A 16,021-nucleotide genomic window follows, 5' to 3' on the forward strand; every position below is an offset into this window, starting at 1 on the left:
ATAGATCAAAAGAAAAGCGGCCTAAGCCGCTTTTCTAATGCAAATTAACTACTTTAGTTAATTTATACCAATTTTGTTAAAAACATGATCATTCTAGCGTATTAAATAACTCACTAACTACGTTAAAAATTATTTATATAGAACAACTATGTACCATAATTTTAGCCTTGTTATTAAGCTATTTCCTTATCGCTATAATAGATCACTAATTTAATGCAATTGGTATTACTCTCACGCAATGAGAAGGGTGAGCTAAAGCTCAAATATGTTAGTAAAAAACTTATAAAGCTCGGTACCTTGATTAACACTCGCTGAGGCAAAGTGCAAAATAGCAATTGCATCGCAATCAAGAGTAAGTGTTTGCAATGGTTGCTCACTTAAGTAGCGCTCCATGCGTAAAATATTGGCAATAGGCTCACCGGCTTTAATGTGCCCGCCAAGTGGGGCTAAGTATTCAACCATGCCGCCAATAGGGGCGTAATAGGCAAAGTAGTCATCTAAATTACATGCATAACGAGTCATATTAACTGGCGTATGCGGTGCGTTTTGTAATACGCCTTTGTGATTTAAGTAACTTAAAATGCTGTTTGCATCGTTTAATGCTTCTTTTAAGTCTATTTTTTCTTGGCTGCCTAGCTCTACAGTAAATGCTTCTACAGCTATTGATAATTCGCGACCTTGTCCGCTAAGCGCATCACTTAAATGCCACCATGGGCAAAAGTTAGCTTCATCCATAGCGCCGTCAAAATCACTAGGAATAAGCAATACATGTTCAATATTAAAGTAACGTGCGCTGTCGGTTGCATAGGTTGGGCAGTACAGATGCTTGCTTGAAATAGGGCCTGTGTGTAAATCGAGTACTATATCAGCCTGATGAGCGAGCTTTTGTAAGTTAAGCGCAATGCGTTTACCCGTATTGAGTAAATAAGCAGGGCCGTTAAGTTTGCTGTCTACTTCGTCAATAAGTGCCTGTTTGAAGTTACTTTTTAATGTAGCGTCGTCATACTGAGTATGATTTTGTGCAAACTGTGCCACTAAATTTTTATTGTAGTGATACATGCGATTCCAATTAGTGCCCGTAATCGGATCGAACCTGCCAAGGGTAAACTCGCCAGATTTTTGATTACAGCCAATCGGATTTGCATAAGGTACAAGGGTAATATCGCCACTAAGGTTAAGGTGTTTTAATTGCTCAAGCAGCTGAAAAATAACTGCGTTACCTTGCACTTCAGCGCCATGCATATTGGCCTGAATGTAAACACTTGGCCCTGTGCCATCACCTTTTAAACGATACACAGGAATTGTAAGTGGTAAGCCGTTTGCAACTTCCCCTACTACAATGTTCTCTTGGCTAATGTGTGTTGTATTACTCATACTTGTTACCTTAAATAATGGCTGGCATTTTCGGCTTGGCGAACACAGGTAAGTGTACCGTTTTGCAAGGTGTACTCAGCAGCTAGCTCATGGCATAAAAAATACGGCATACTTTCGGTAAAGCCGTAAGCACCGCATTGGCTAAACACTAGCCAGTCGTGCTCATCTAAATCGCTTGGTAAGTTATGTTCACCCAAGCAATCAAGCGCTGTACAAAGTGGGCCATATAAAGTGACCGCTTGAGTTTTAGCACTGGATTCACGCAGTAATGCAGCAGGAAAGTCCTGGCTGGTAACAGCAGGGCGTAATAAGTGATTTATACCGCCGCTTAAAATTACTTGTTCTTGATTGTAGTTTTGTTTGCGCTCTACTACTGGGTTTGCGTAATGACCGCATTCGCCAACGGCATAGCGACCAAGTTCCATCCATAATTCTTCTACACCCGCATCATTTTTAATTTTAGCTAGCGCAGCAATTAAGTCATCCCAATCAAGTGTTGCTTCGTTTTGTGTATAAGGAATACCTAAACCGCCGCCTAAATCGAGAATTTTAAGGCTAATATTTAAATCGCTGGCAAGTTGGCTAAGAGGTGCAATCATTTGTGACCACAATTCGCTTAGCTTTTGTGTGCTAAGCATGTTGCCCCACTGAAAAATATGTAAGCCGTCAAACTTAAGTGCAGGGTAGTCGGTTACATTGAGTGCTTGCCACTCATCACAACCCAAACCAAACGGCGTAAGGCTGTCGCCGCCCAGTGGGTTTTTTTCACCTTCAGGCCAGCGTAATTGTACACGCAGTAATACTTGTAACTGCGTATTTTGTAGTTGCGCTTGTTGGTTTAACCAACGTACTTGATTGAGGCTTTCTGCTACGAATATACGCACGCCGCGCTCAATAAAGTGTTTTATTTGTTTAGGGCTTTTTGCAGGCCCTGTGTTGAGCACGCGCTGCGAGCTAATACCTTGTGCTAGTACTTGCTCAAGCTCACCTTTACTTGCTACGTCAAAATTAAAGCCAGCACTGTCTAAGCTTTGAATAATTTTAGACAGTGGGTTTGCTTTTACCGCGTACCACAGCTTTACATCGGTTTGCGCAACTAAACGCGCAAGATGCGTGTTTAGTTGATCTAGGTCGTAAACAAAAAAAGGTGTATCAAGTTGTTGTGTAATAGTATTTACAGCGGTTTTGATAGGCGTGCTCAAAAAGCTCATTATCGTAAAACCTCTTCAAGCAATAACGATGCATCGCTTTTCTCGTCGCGGTATTTAACTATTAACGCACACGACATGCTTAGGCCTTGCTCGCGCGCCCATTCGTTTGATGCAGGGCGAGAGCCCGGTATTACAATCGCGTACTCTGGGATTGGCTCGCCTTTATCTAGTTGGCGCTCGTTTACGCAGTCGTATACTGGAATAGTTGCTGATAAACGCACGCCAGGGGCAAGTACTGCGCCTTTTTTAATGACTACGCCTTCAACAATAATACAGCCTGCACCAATAAATGCGTCATCTTCAACCACTACTGGGCTTGCACCAATTGGCTCAAGTACACCACCAAGCTGAACTGCAGCACTTAAATGTACGTTTTTACCTACTTGCGCACAAGAACCCACCAATGCGTGGCTATCTACCATTGTGCCTTCGTCGATATATGCACCAATGTTTACATACGCTGGTGGCATAATAATCGTGCCTTTAGCAACATAAGCACCACGGCGAACACTTGAGCCACCTGGTACCATACGAACGCCATCATCAGTACTAAATTCTTGCGGAGCTAGGTTATGTTTATCAACAAAGCCGCCTGCAAACTCAGTATTAGTGCCATTTTTAAAGGCTTCTAAAATGCCTTGCTTTACTTCTACGTTAGCTTGCCATTGGCCGCTTTCGTTTTGTGATGCTGCGCGTACTGCGCCCGATTCTAAATTATTTAATAGTTCTAACCAGCTCATTATAAAAACCTGTATTTAATGCCAAGATAAAATGGTGTTGTTTGCAGTTGTGATGCAATCGGTTTGAGTTAACTCAAGATGTGTTAAAGGTGGACGAAGTTGCGGGCTGCTTAAGCGGCCTTGCAAATGCATCAGTACCTTTACGGGAATAGGGTTTGCGACAGCAAATAGGCTATTAATAGCGCTTGACCACTGGGCAAATAAATTAGGGTGTTGACCACTTAAACTGCGCTTAACAAACTCGTGAGTTTGTTCAGGCCATGCGTTTGCAGCTACCGACACCAAACCTCTTGCGCCAGCTTGAGCAAAATAAGGCATTAGCGCATCGTCGCCACTAAAAATAGCTAAATTAGGCGCCGCTTGGCGGTAAGCTTCAAACTGAGCAATACTGCCGCTCGCTTCTTTTAACGCCCATAAATTTTTATTGTTTTGTAAGTTTTGAATTGTTGCCGCTGGGATGCTAACAGCGCTTCGACCGGGTACGTTATAAAGCATACATGGATGAGCGCTTGCATTTAGTAGGCTTTCAAACCAATGAGTTTGACCTATAGCGCCAGGCTTTGCATAAAGCGGTGAGCCAAGTAAAAAGCTATGAATTGGGAGTGTATTACAGTAGTTAACCCACTCAATTTGTTGCTTTAAGTTACTACCGCCCACAGCTACCATGAGTGGTACTGTTGGTTTTAGCTGGCATACGTGCTCAACAATGGCTTGTTGCTCTTTTAGCGTTAGTGCTAAACCTTCGCCCGTACTGCCAAGTAGCAAAATACCGTTATGTGCCGCTTCTTGATCGCTAACCAACTTAGTTAACGTGTTGTAGTCAACATCGCCGTGTTGATCAAATGGCGTTACGAGCGCGGTCCACAGTGAGTAGTCGTTTAAATTGAAGTTGTTGATCATCTCTCACGAACTTATAATTTGTACCAACTTTATTAAAAACGTGATCATTTAAGCGATAACTAATTTAATGCAATTGGTATTATTCGAAGAGTCAAAAAGCTTTATGGAAGGAGCCGCATTAACGTCGTTCGAACTAATAATTCGAAGAGCGAATGGGCTTAAAATAATAGGGCGCACGGCCTTAATATTTAAGACCAGAAGCTCTCCACCAAACTAACAAGCTGCTTTTTATAAGCAGCTATTGGTGACAGTCGCTAGGGTTCAACCTAGTCGCCCGAAATAAACACCTCGCAAAAGTGGTTACTTCTCGGCGTTAATTCCCCTCACGTATGCTTGCTGGAGTTTGCGCTCCTAACATACGCTACCTGAATAACGCACCTCTTCTAGCCCTTTGCACCTGTTTGTAGAGTAAAACTTACAAACCTGTGCAATTTAAATAGGGTAATTACGGCGATTAAAGCATTTTAGCCGTCTAGGTGTCAAGCGACTAAATACAGATTAATTCATCGAAAAGAGGGGTGGTTACGTATTAGGTGCTTTTCTCGTACACTAGCAATATAAGTAGTGAGGTATTTAATTAGTATGGAAAAATTTAGCGATATTTATAAGCGAGCGGTAGAGCGAAAAGGCTCTGAAAAAATGCTTAAGTTATTACTTGCAAAACCGCTATCTAAAAAACAACTAAGCACGTTAAGTGACGACGATTGGCTTGAAGAATTTACTCGAAAAGTATTTCAAAGCGGCTTTTATTGGTCAGTCATAAATAATAAGTGGCCGGGCTTTAGAGAGGTTTTTTGGGATTTTAGCGTTGATAAGTTATTAATGATGCCACCCGATATGCTGGAGCAAAAAGCAACGGATGAGCGCATTGTTCGTAACTATAAAAAAGTAAAAACAATTACCGAAAATGCTTACATGATCCACGAAATAGCAGGGGAACATGGCAGTTTTAGCCAGTTTATCGCTAATTGGCCAACAGACGATATTATTGGTTTGTGGGCGTATTTAAAAAAGCATGGTTCGCGTTTAGGCGGAAATACAGGGCCTTATGCGCTGCGAGCACTTGGTAAAGATACATTTTTACTATCACGCGATGTAGAGAATTATTTGCGTGCCCATAAAATTATAGACGGCGGCTTACAAACTAAAAAGTCACTAAATGCAGCCCAAGCTTTTTTTAACGAAATGCAAGAGCAAAGTGGCTTAAGTATGCAAGAGTTAAGCTTAATTGTTGCTTATGGCGTAGGTGACAACCGTGTTGGTATAAGTCAGCAACAATAGGAATTACAATGAAATTAGTGCCAAGATACACAGATGTTGCAGAAAACTTCGCGATAGAAGATTTCCCTGCAAGTGTCGCCTCTCCTCAGTTATTGCTGTGGAACGAGAGTTTAGCAAAAGAGTTTAATATTAACGTTGCGGCTGATTTACGTGCCAGCACTTTTAGCGGTAACGAAAAACAGGCGATTCCTGCAGTAGCACTTGGTTACTCTGGGCACCAATTTGGACATTTTTCACCACGCTTAGGCGATGGACGAGCGCACTTACTGGGCGCTATTAGTGATGATGAAAACCAGTTATGGGATATTCAATTAAAAGGCTCTGGTGCTACTCCTTACTCAAGAGGTGGGGATGGACGTTGTGCTCTTGGTCCTGCTATTCGTGAATACGTAATGAGCGAAGCAATGCATGCACTGGGAGTTAAAACCACACGCTGCTTAGCGGTTGTTGGTAGTGGTGAAACGGTTTATCGTAATCCGCCACAAGCAGGGGCTATCGTTACGCGTGTAGCAACGAGTCATATTCGTGTTGGCTCGTTTCAATATTTAGCGACGCAAGGCGATGTTGAAGGGCTTAAAAATTTAGCCGATTTAGCTATAGAGCGGCACTACCCAGAAATAACCGATACAGGTTCGCAGCGATACTTAGCATTTTTAGGCGCTGTGATTAAAAACCAAGTTAAGCTAGTTGTGAGCTGGATGCGTGTTGGCTTTATTCACGGAGTAATGAATACAGATAATACGCTAGTTAGCGGAGAGACTATTGATTACGGCCCGTGTGCCATGATGAATAGCTTTGATTTTGATACCGTATTTAGCTCTATAGACAAACAAGGCCGCTATGCATTCGGTAATCAACCTAATATAGCTAACTGGAACTGCGCACGCTTAGCTGAGAGTTTAATACCGCTTATTAGCGATGATGACGAGCAAGCTGTTTCATTAATGACGCCATTTATTAATATTTTTGCTGAGCAGTTTAATACTGAGTTTACGGCTATGTGGGCACAAAAACTGGGTTTAAATGAATCTAGCGATAGTAGCGGCGAGTTAATAGCAGAGTTGTTAACGCTATTAAAAGATAATCAGCTCGACTACACCAATACCTTTGATGCGCTTACTGAATCCTTAAAAGGAGAAAAAAGCGTACCTGAGTCGCTAATTGAATGGAGAGCTAAGTGGGTAAGTTTAACTGACGATAATAGTTATGAAGTAATGAGAGCTGCAAATCCTCGTGTAATACCGCGTAATCATGTGATCGAAGAAATAATTGCACAATATAACGCTACAGGGTCTAGTGAGTTACTACAGCGCTTTATAAAAATAGCTGGGAATCCATATTCTAACAGTGAAGAGTTATCAGAGTTTTGCTCTCCACCGACGAATGATAATGACTACCAGACTTTTTGTGGTACTTAATACTTAACTTTAAATATAACCGCATGATTAAAAAGAGTCATTTTTTAATCAAACATGCGCATATACCTAGGGGAATGCTAATTCTGGTGGTATTATGCGCACAATTAAAACCAAGCAATATTTCTTTGCATTTATAAGTGCATTTAATTTAATTGCTCTTACATTCCTTGCTAAGTACTAATTTACAAAAAACTACTATATTTATTTTTCAATAAAGTTTTAATTTCGCCTATAGTAAGTGGATGTGTGTTGCGACAAGGCATAGAAAAAAGTAATAAACTTTATTTTTCGTTAAGTATTGATTAACAAAGGCTCAGTTAGTCTATATAAAACTGATTGAGCTAGTATCGATTAGCTACAATTTACAATTGTTCAAATGGGAAGAAAACAATGAAATTAAAATCACTTACAATTGCAATCGCGTTGGCTGCAACTAGCGCATCTACATTCGCTGCTGATAAAGAAGAAGGTTTCTACATTGGCGCATTTGGCGACTACTATGACGCATCTTGGAAAAACATGCGTGACCAAGCTGGTCTTGACGTAAACGAATCAACTGGCTGGGGTGTTGAAGCTGGTTACCGTTTCAGTGATTACTGGAGCGCACGTCTTGAATATGCAGACATGGATTTTAATGCTTTTGATAAAGTTGCTGGCAACCGTAACAATATTGATGGCGAGCGTTACGGTATTGATGCTCTTTACCATTTAGACGGCGGTCCTTTCTATGGTCTTTTCGGTATTAAAGAAATTGACGTAGTTGATGACAACACATTCTTAAATGCAGGTGTTGGTTACCAACATTTCATTACAGATGGCTTATTTGTAAATGCTGAAACAGCTGTATACCAAGGTCTTGACCGTGGTTACACAGATGTTGGTGCTAAAATTGGTATTAACTACTTATTTGGCCAAAACTCTGCTCCTGTAGAGCCAGTAAAACCAGCTCCAGAGCCTAAAGTAGTTGAAGTAGCTGTAGCTCCTGTAGACAGCGACAACGATAACATTCTTGACGCAGATGATAAGTGTCCTAACACACCTATGACTGATGCTGTAGATGGTACTGGTTGTACTTTATATGAAGATAAAGAAGTAACAGTAAGTTTATTAGTGACTTTCCCTAACAATGCTTCAGCAGTATCTACTCAATATTTAGATGATATTGAAAAAGTATCTGCATTCTTAAAAGAGTACCCAGATACAACAGTACTATTAGAAGGTCACACTTCTGCTGTAGGTAAAGCAACTTACAACAAATGGTTATCTAAAAAACGTGCTGATGCTGTAGCTAAGCAACTTGTTGCTGATGGTATTGCTGAAGACCGTATTACTACAGTTGGTTTGGGTGAAGAGCGTCTTAAAAATGATGCAAACACTAAAGCTGCAAACGCAGAAAACCGTCGTGTAGAAGCGCATATCAAAACTATCAAAAACGTTAAAGTTTTACGTTAATTAAATAGTTTGTAATAAAAACCCAGCCAAGTGCTGGGTTTTTTTATGCCTGTAATAAATTAATATTAGTTAATGGTAATGATTCTTACTTAATAAGTATTCATGAAAATAGTTTTTACCACAACCACTATTCATAGTATTTATAATCGGTATAATCAGTTGCGCAACTGGATGGATTTTCATCTATCCATAAAAGCTTTATAATTACGCGTTAGAATACTATAAGTATTGGGTAACTTATTTGCGCCCAAAGCGCTACCGGATACTTTCACGTCACCAAGAGGGCAATATTGTGCTACAAGAATATCGTAAACACGTAGAAGAACGTGCCGCGTTAGGTATCGTACCAGCGCCATTAGATGCTCAGCAAACTGCTGATCTTATTGAATTAATAAAAAACCCACCTGCAGGTGAAGAAGAATTCATTTTAGATTTGTTCATTCAGCGTATACCAGCTGGTGTTGATGATGCTGCTTATATTAAAGCGGGATTTTTAGCAGCTGTAGCTAAAGGTGAAGCTAATTCTCCACTTGTTTCTAAAGAAAAAGCGGCAGAATTATTAGGTACAATGCTGGGCGGTTACAATATCGCGCCAATGATTGACCTACTTGATGACGAAACACTTGCACCAATCGTAGTTAAAGGCCTTTCAAATACATTACTTATGTTTGATGCGTTCTACGATGTTGAAGAAAAAGCAAAAGCGGGTAATACATTCGCTAAGCAAATTATTGAGTCTTGGGCAAATGCAGAATGGTTTACTAATAAGCCAGCTGTTGCTGAAAAGATCTCAGTTACTGTATTTAAAGTAACTGGCGAGACAAATACTGATGACTTATCACCAGCACCAGATGCATGGTCTCGTCCAGATATCCCACTTCATGCTTTAGCAATGCTAAAAATTGAACGTGATGGAATTACACCAGACAAGCCAGGCGAAGTAGGTCCAATCTCTCAGCTTGAAGAATTAAAAACTAAAGGCTTACCACTTGCATATGTAGGTGATGTTGTTGGTACTGGTTCTTCTCGTAAGTCTGCAACTAACTCTGTACTTTGGTTCATGGGCGATGATATCCCATTCGTACCAAACAAGCGTGTTGGCGGTGTATGTCTAGGTAATAAAATTGCTCCAATCTTCTTCAATACAATGGAAGATTCAGGTGCATTACCAATCGAATTAAATGTTGATGAGCTTAACATGGGTGAGCAAATCGATATTTACCCGTACGAAGGTGTTGTTAAGAGCCACGGTACTGACAAAGTAATCTCAACTTTTGAACTTAAATCTGATGTAATTTTAGATGAAGTTCGTGCTGGTGGTCGTATACCACTTATCATTGGTCGTGGTTTAACTGATAAAGCACGTACATCACTTGGCCTAGGTCCAACTGATGTATTTAAAGTACCAACAGTGACAGAAGTTTCTGAAAAAGGCTTCACGCTAGCGCAAAAAATGGTTGGTAAAGCGTGTAACGTTCCAGGTATTCGCCCAGGCCAATACTGTGAACCTAAAATGACAACTGTTGGCTCGCAAGATACAACAGGTCCTATGACACGTGACGAACTTAAAGACTTAGCATGTTTAGGTTTTTCTGCAGATTTAACAATGCAGTCTTTCTGTCATACGTCGGCTTACCCTAAACCAATCGATGTAAACACTCACCATACGCTTCCTGATTTCATCATGAACCGTGGCGGTGTGTCACTTCGCCCAGGTGATGGTGTAATTCACTCATGGTTAAACCGTATGTTATTACCAGATACTGTAGGTACTGGTGGTGATTCACATACACGTTTCCCATTAGGTATTTCATTCCCAGCAGGTTCGGGTGCAGTAGCATTCGCAGCAGCTACAGGTGTTATGCCTCTTGATATGCCTGAGTCAATTTTGGTTCGCTTTAAAGGTGAAATGCAACCAGGTATCACTTTACGTGACCTTGTACATGCAATCCCTTACTTCGGTATTAAAGAAGGTTTATTAACAGTTGAGAAAAAAGGTAAAATTAACGAATTCTCTGGTCGTGTACTAGAAATTGAAGGCGTTGAACACCTAACTGTTGAGCAAGCGTTTGAACTATCAGATGCATCTGCAGAGCGTTCTGCAGCAGGTTGTGCGGTTAAACTTTCTAAAGAGTCTATCGCAGAATACCTAGAATCAAACATTGTTATGCTTAAATGGATGATCTCTGAAGGTTACGGCGATGTACGTACTATTGAGCGTCGTATTACTGCAATGCAAGATTGGTTAGCTAACCCAGAACTAATGGAAGCTGACGCTGATGCAGAGTACAAACATGTACTTGAAATCGATTTAGCAGACATTAAAGAGCCAATCCTTTGTGCTCCAAATGACCCAGATGATGCACGTTTATTATCTGATGTTACTGGCGAGAAAATCGACGAAGTATTCATCGGTTCTTGTATGACTAACATCGGTCACTTCCGCGCAGCAGGTAAGTTACTAGATGGCTTTAAAGGTCGTATCCCAACTCAGCTTTGGGTTGCCCCGCCAACTAAGATGGATAAAGATCAGCTTACAGACGAAGGTTACTACGGTATCTTTGGTCGTGTAGGTGCACGTATCGAAACTCCAGGTTGTTCACTATGTATGGGTAACCAAGCACGCGTTGCAGACAAAGCAACGGTTGTGTCTACCTCTACACGTAACTTCCCTAACCGTTTAGGTAATGGCGCGAACGTATTCTTAGCTTCAGCAGAACTTGCTGCAGTAGCGGCTATTTTAGGTAAACTACCTACTCCAGCTGAGTACCAAGAATACGCAGCGAAGATTAATGCAACGGCTGCAGATACTTACCGTTACTTAAACTTCCACCGTATGCCTGCTTACACTAAAAAAGCAGACAACGTGATTATTCAACAAGCTGTATAACTTTTAGAGTTTGTTTAAAAACCCGCTTCGGCGGGTTTTTTATTGGCTAAAACAAATATTAGATAGTTCATGCTTCTTTTTTTATATTATTGTATTAACTCTAGTCTTAAATTGCTTTTAAAGTAATTAATCGCGCAAAAATTCCTATCAAAATGCATTAAAATCCTTATCAATATTCTCATTATTTTAGGCGAGATTTTATGACAGCATTAAACAACCAGAATTTATTGCAACTACGTTTTGTTAACCAAGCAAATATTGATTTGGTTAAACCTTCTTTTGATAACCTTCCTGCAAACCTTTATGCAGATGGTGCCTTTCGTAAACGTCGTTATTCAGTAGTAAAAATGCAAAATGGTGAAATAAAGCTACAGCAAGCCAAAGCATTTGTTCAAGATGATTCAATTAATACTTTTCAAGGCAATGTAGAGCGTACTTACGAAAATTTAGAGCAAAGTTTACTTGAGTCAGAGGGCATGAAAAGCATTGTAAATGAGTTTCGCCAACTTACCGGTATTGATGAGCAGCGTGATATTGAAATTCATCAGTTCCGTATGCTTGCCATCGATAGCGATACACCTGCAGCGCCAGAAGGCGTGCATCAAGATGGTTTTGACCATGTATGTATATGCGGTGTTTCTCACGAGAACTTAGAAGGTGGCGAACTGCTTGTATACGAAAACAAGCAAGCTGAGCCTTGTTTTAAAATGGAAATAAAAGACGGCATGTTTGCATTAATAAACGACCGTCAAGTGTGGCATAACGCAACACCTATGAACAAAATTGATGCTAGCAAACCAGGTTACCTGGATTGTTTTGTATTAACGTCTTAAGGAAGTTAGGCATGAACATAACGCAATTACGTGAGCAGTTTCCAGCATTAATGCAGAACGTTGATGGTAAATCGCCAATATTTTTAGACGGACCAGGTGGCTCGCAGGTACCAACATCGGTGCTTACTGCGATGACAGCTTATTTAGGTCATTATAATTCGAACTTAGGTGGCGCGTTTTTTTCAAGTGATAAAACGGTTGAGTTGATGGCGAATGCACGCCAAGCCGCCGCAGACTTACTTAATGCACCTAGCTCACAACAAATTGTGTTTGGTCCAAACATGACCAGCCTTACGTTTAGTTTTAGCCGTGCAATTTCACGCGACTGGCAGGCTGGCGATGAAATAATTGTAACCAATGCCGATCACTTCTCGAATGTATCGTCGTGGCAACAAGCTGCAGAAGATAAAGGCGTTAAAGTTAATACGGCTTTAATTAACGAAGCTGATTGCAGCTTAGATATGGCGCAATTTGAAAGCTTATTAAACAGCAACACTAAGCTTGTAGCGGTCACTTACGCTTCAAATACCACAGGTTCAATTAATAATATTAAACGTATTGTTGAGCTTGCTCACGCTGTAGGTGCACTTGTTTATGTTGATGCCGTACATTATGCACCGCACGAACTTGTTGACGTGCAAGCACTTGATTGCGACTTCATAGCGTGCTCTGCGTATAAGTTTTTTGGCCCGCATTTAGGTATGGTTTACGGTAAAAAAGAACATTTAGACGGGTTTACGCCTTACAAGGTTGAGCCAGCTAAAGACGTAGCACCAGGTCGCTGGGAAACCGGCACGCAAAGCTTTGAAGCAATGGCTGGTTTTATCGCAGCTGTTGATTACATTGCGGCGATTAGCGAACTTGACGATAGCCATTCACGCCGCGAAAAGTTAAGCGTTGCTTTTGCTAAAACTAAGCAGCACGAAATGGCGCTTAGCGAACACTTTTTAACGCGCTTAGTTAATTATCCACGTATTAAGTTATTTGGTATTGATGATTTTGATCGCCTTAATGAGCGTACACCTACTTTTGCTTTAATTTTTGAAGGGCTTGAGCCACGCGCCGTTTCAGAATTTCTAGGTAAGCAGCATATTTGTGTGTGGGATGGTAATTTTTACGCGCAAGGGTTGTGCAAGCAATTAGATGTGCTTGATAAAGGCGGCGTAGTGCGCATTGGTTGTATGCACTACAACACCATTGAAGAGCTAGATCAGTTGTTTAATTTATTTGATGAACTGCTCGGTTAAATAATACTGATTTTGGTGCGCTAACTCTTAGGCGCACCATATATTTGTTCTGCACGGTTAAACAATACCCACGAGGTTAAAATATACTTATCGTTTGATACTGGCTTATTGCCTCTATGAGTATGTGTAAAGTAGCCAGGTGCTATTACCATAGTGCCTTTTTGAGGGGCGATTTTACGGTTTTGATAATAAAACTCTGTTTCACCACCTTCTTCTACATCGTTTAAGTAAAACATAAATAACAACACGCGATGCAAAGCTTCATTGTGCTGTAGCTGCGGATAAACTTCACTGTGCCAGTAAGGGTAGCCACCTTTGTTTACTTCGTATTTTTGCGCTTGAATGTTACCGAGTCTAAAAATTTGCTGAACTAAAACGGGTAATTGCGGTTTACCCACTTCTTCAAAATTCTCTTGGGTTAAATCGACTACTTCGCCTGTTTTTGGATGATAAACCTTTAAGCCAAATGCCCCAATCATCATAAAAATATGCTCTTCAACATACTTAAAAACATGCTGTGCAGTCGTTTGTTGTATATGTTTTAATTGTTGTGCATATTCGGGGTGATTATTTAAGTGTAGGTCGTGGCTGTCTTTTTTCTTTAAGTCGACACCGCCCGATGTTACCCCTTGTCTTACATGCGGGCTTTGCGCGAATGTGGAAATAAATTCATCGCAAAACTCATCGCTTAATGCGTTATCAATAACGCGTATAAAGTCCGTCATGGTTTACCTTTATATAATTATTATTGGATTTTTATGTTTATTGAAAAAGTGATGCCGCGCTTTAGCGAAACAGATGCACTCGGACACATCAACAATACCGTACTCCCTGTATGGTTTGAAGTCGCGCGTGGACCTATTTTTAAGTTTTTTACACCGGACTTAAATCCACATGATTGGAAATTGATTATCGCCAAAGTTGAAGTGTCGTTTGTGGGCGAATTATTTTATGGCCACGAAGTGACCGTAAAAACCTCTGTAGAGCATATAGGCACTAGCTCTTTTACACTTAGGCAAGAAGCATGGCAACACGATAAATGCTGCGCAATAGGAAAAGCTGTGATGGTGAGGTACGATTTTATTGCTAAATCAAAGCAAGCGCTTAGCATTGACGAAAAAGCGGCGCTTAACGAGCATATTTACCAAGGGAGTTAACCTTACAAAGCTTATATTTTATATAAGCTCATGCTGAGCTGGATTAGTGTAAATAAATAATGGCAGCTGTAATACCTATCCTCAATAATACTTAATCAATTTGAGGGATTAAATCTGACGATAACTGCGTTAAAAATTTCTGATATAGAACAACTAAATAACGAAATTTTTGCCTTGTTATCAACACGATTTTCTTTCCTCAAAATAGATCACTTAATTAAGCGAAGAGGTATAAATTTTTGTCGAGAAATTTTAACGTATTTAGATTGAGTTGCAGGCTCCAATTATATACTATTTATATTATATATTGTTGCGCCGTTATAACAGGAAATGTTAATTCGGTAATTTGATTGGAGTATGCGTGTGACATCTATTGCCAGTAACCAGCCTTTACAAGTTATTCAGCTCAGTGATGGTGAGAATTTAACAGCTGAAATTTTACCGTTTGGCGCAATAATAAAAAGCATTAAATTTAAAAAACAAGAAATGACGCTTAGCGTCGATGACCCTAAATACTATCTTGAAAACCCATTTTACTTAGGCGCTACAGTAGGTCGATACGCTAATCGTATTGCAAAGGGGCGTTTTAGCTTATCTGGTACGCAGTATCAATTAGAGGCAAATAACGGTCCTAATAGCCTACATGGCGGTGTTAAAGGTTTTAATAAAGTACTTTGGCAAGTAACCAAACAAACTGAAAGTGAAGTTGAGCTTTATTATTGCTCGCCCGACGGCGAACAAGGTTTCCCCGGTGAGTTGCAGGTTTGGCAAACTATTAGCGCTAAAAACGGCGAGCTTACTCTGCACTTTAAAGCGCTAACCAATAAAGAAACGCTCGTTAACTTTACTAACCATTGCTACTTTAATCTTGATGGCAGCTCATCAATTAATGAGCATCTTGTTCAAATTAATACCGATCGTTACCTTCCTATTGATACAACTAGTATTCCACTTAATGAAGCCGCTTTAGTTTGCGGTACCTGCTTTGACTTTACTAAGCCAGCTCAAGTTGGTGAGGCCTTAAGCGCCGTTCATCCTCAGCTAGAAGCTGGAAATGGCTTTGATCACTGCTATATTTTTAATGATGACAGCAGTTTAAAGACGATGGCTACATTAACTTCGCCACACACGAACGTTAGTTTAACCCTTAAAAGTACGCAGCCAGGCATGCAGCTTTATACCGCAAACTTTGTTGGTTCGCCTTTTAAAGCACGGCAAGCTTTGTGTTTTGAAGCGCAAAATTGGCCAGATGCGCCAAATCGTGAAAATTTTCCAAAGGCTAATTTATTGCCAGCAGAGAAATACGAACAGGTTATTATTTACGCTTTTTCTGAGTGAATACAGTTCTTTAATGTTAATTAAAAGAAAACCAAAAGAAAATATACGGTAATTGAATGCTATCCATAATTAAGGAAAAGGTTGCACTTTTTGCCGGTTTAAAGTATTTATAATATAAATAGTATTTGAAACTATACGCACTACCACAACGACACAACGACTACACACAATCAGGAGTTT

The 16,021-nt window shown here is 40.3% G+C and carries 13 protein-coding genes and 1 riboswitch; of the genes, 8 read left to right on the forward strand and 5 right to left on the reverse strand.

What is annotated here, in order from left to right; genetic code table 11:
* Positions 1–252 precede the first annotated feature (252 nt).
* The 4 genes from H5089_RS14000 to dapA are packed head-to-tail and all read right to left on the reverse strand — an operon-like array spanning position 253 to position 4,225.
* Positions 253–1,374 carry a succinylglutamate desuccinylase/aspartoacylase family protein gene (locus H5089_RS14000; RefSeq protein WP_182712465.1) on the reverse strand — a complete coding sequence of 374 codons (1,122 nt, stop codon included), beginning with the start codon at positions 1,372–1,374 and terminating at the stop codon, positions 253–255.
* A gap of 5 nt (positions 1,375–1,379) precedes the next feature.
* Positions 1,380–2,585 (reverse strand): PLP-dependent decarboxylase, encoded by a 1,206-nt coding sequence (locus H5089_RS14005; RefSeq protein ID WP_182712466.1) that lies wholly within the window; start codon positions 2,583–2,585, stop codon positions 1,380–1,382.
* Positions 2,585–3,325, reverse strand: a complete 741-nt coding sequence (locus H5089_RS14010; protein ID WP_002958799.1) for a 2,3,4,5-tetrahydropyridine-2,6-dicarboxylate N-succinyltransferase — start codon at positions 3,323–3,325, stop codon at positions 2,585–2,587. The genes H5089_RS14005 and H5089_RS14010 overlap by 1 nt, the downstream gene beginning before the upstream one ends.
* Positions 3,326–3,340: 15 nt before the next feature.
* Complete coding sequence (dapA, locus tag H5089_RS14015; RefSeq protein WP_182712467.1) at positions 3,341–4,225, reverse strand: 4-hydroxy-tetrahydrodipicolinate synthase; 885 nt, start codon at positions 4,223–4,225, stop codon at positions 3,341–3,343.
* Positions 4,226–4,415: 190 nt separating this feature from the next.
* Positions 4,416–4,616, reverse strand: a riboswitch (Lysine riboswitch).
* A gap of 191 nt (positions 4,617–4,807) precedes the next feature.
* Between dapA and H5089_RS14020 the strand changes: the two genes are divergently transcribed.
* The 6 genes from H5089_RS14020 to H5089_RS14045 all read left to right on the forward strand — a co-directional run bounded on the left by H5089_RS14020 (position 4,808) and on the right by H5089_RS14045 (position 13,346).
* On the forward strand, positions 4,808–5,506 hold the full coding sequence (locus H5089_RS14020) for a DNA-3-methyladenine glycosylase I (RefSeq protein WP_182712468.1): 699 nt from the start codon (positions 4,808–4,810) through the stop codon (positions 5,504–5,506).
* Positions 5,507–5,514: 8 nt separating this feature from the next.
* Entirely contained in the window at positions 5,515–6,924 is a 1,410-nt protein-coding gene (locus tag H5089_RS14025; protein ID WP_182712469.1) for a YdiU family protein, read from the forward strand.
* Positions 6,925–7,314: 390 nt separating this feature from the next.
* Positions 7,315–8,376, forward strand: coding sequence for an OmpA family protein (locus H5089_RS14030; RefSeq protein WP_165723671.1), 1,062 nt, complete (start codon positions 7,315–7,317; stop codon positions 8,374–8,376).
* A gap of 292 nt (positions 8,377–8,668) precedes the next feature.
* Positions 8,669–11,266 carry a bifunctional aconitate hydratase 2/2-methylisocitrate dehydratase gene (acnB, locus tag H5089_RS14035; RefSeq protein WP_039488618.1) on the forward strand — a complete coding sequence of 866 codons (2,598 nt, stop codon included), beginning with the start codon at positions 8,669–8,671 and terminating at the stop codon, positions 11,264–11,266.
* 200 nt (positions 11,267–11,466) lie between these two features.
* Positions 11,467–12,099, forward strand: coding sequence for a 2OG-Fe dioxygenase family protein (locus H5089_RS14040; protein WP_002958808.1), 633 nt, complete (start codon positions 11,467–11,469; stop codon positions 12,097–12,099).
* A gap of 11 nt (positions 12,100–12,110) precedes the next feature.
* The gene (locus tag H5089_RS14045) at positions 12,111–13,346 is read left to right on the forward strand and encodes a cysteine desulfurase-like protein (RefSeq protein ID WP_182712470.1); all 1,236 of its coding nucleotides are present in this window, start codon (positions 12,111–12,113) and stop codon (positions 13,344–13,346) included.
* 20 nt (positions 13,347–13,366) lie between these two features.
* Here the strand turns inward: H5089_RS14045 and H5089_RS14050 are convergent, their stop codons facing one another.
* Positions 13,367–14,071 carry a 2OG-Fe(II) oxygenase gene (locus H5089_RS14050; protein WP_138489948.1) on the reverse strand — a complete coding sequence of 235 codons (705 nt, stop codon included), beginning with the start codon at positions 14,069–14,071 and terminating at the stop codon, positions 13,367–13,369.
* A 33-nt stretch (positions 14,072–14,104) separates the two neighbouring features.
* Between H5089_RS14050 and H5089_RS14055 the strand changes: the two genes are divergently transcribed.
* Both H5089_RS14055 and H5089_RS14060 read left to right on the forward strand, forming a co-directional pair.
* Positions 14,105–14,503 (forward strand): thioesterase family protein, encoded by a 399-nt coding sequence (locus tag H5089_RS14055; protein ID WP_002958811.1) that lies wholly within the window; start codon positions 14,105–14,107, stop codon positions 14,501–14,503.
* Between the two features lie 363 nt (positions 14,504–14,866).
* Positions 14,867–15,841, forward strand: a complete 975-nt coding sequence (locus tag H5089_RS14060) for an aldose epimerase family protein (RefSeq protein ID WP_182712471.1) — start codon at positions 14,867–14,869, stop codon at positions 15,839–15,841.
* Positions 15,842–16,021: the final 180 nt, after the last annotated feature.

The organism is Pseudoalteromonas sp. SR45-1 (assembly GCF_014163655.1).
GTDB classification, from domain to species: Bacteria; Pseudomonadota; Gammaproteobacteria; order Enterobacterales; family Alteromonadaceae; genus Pseudoalteromonas; species Pseudoalteromonas distincta.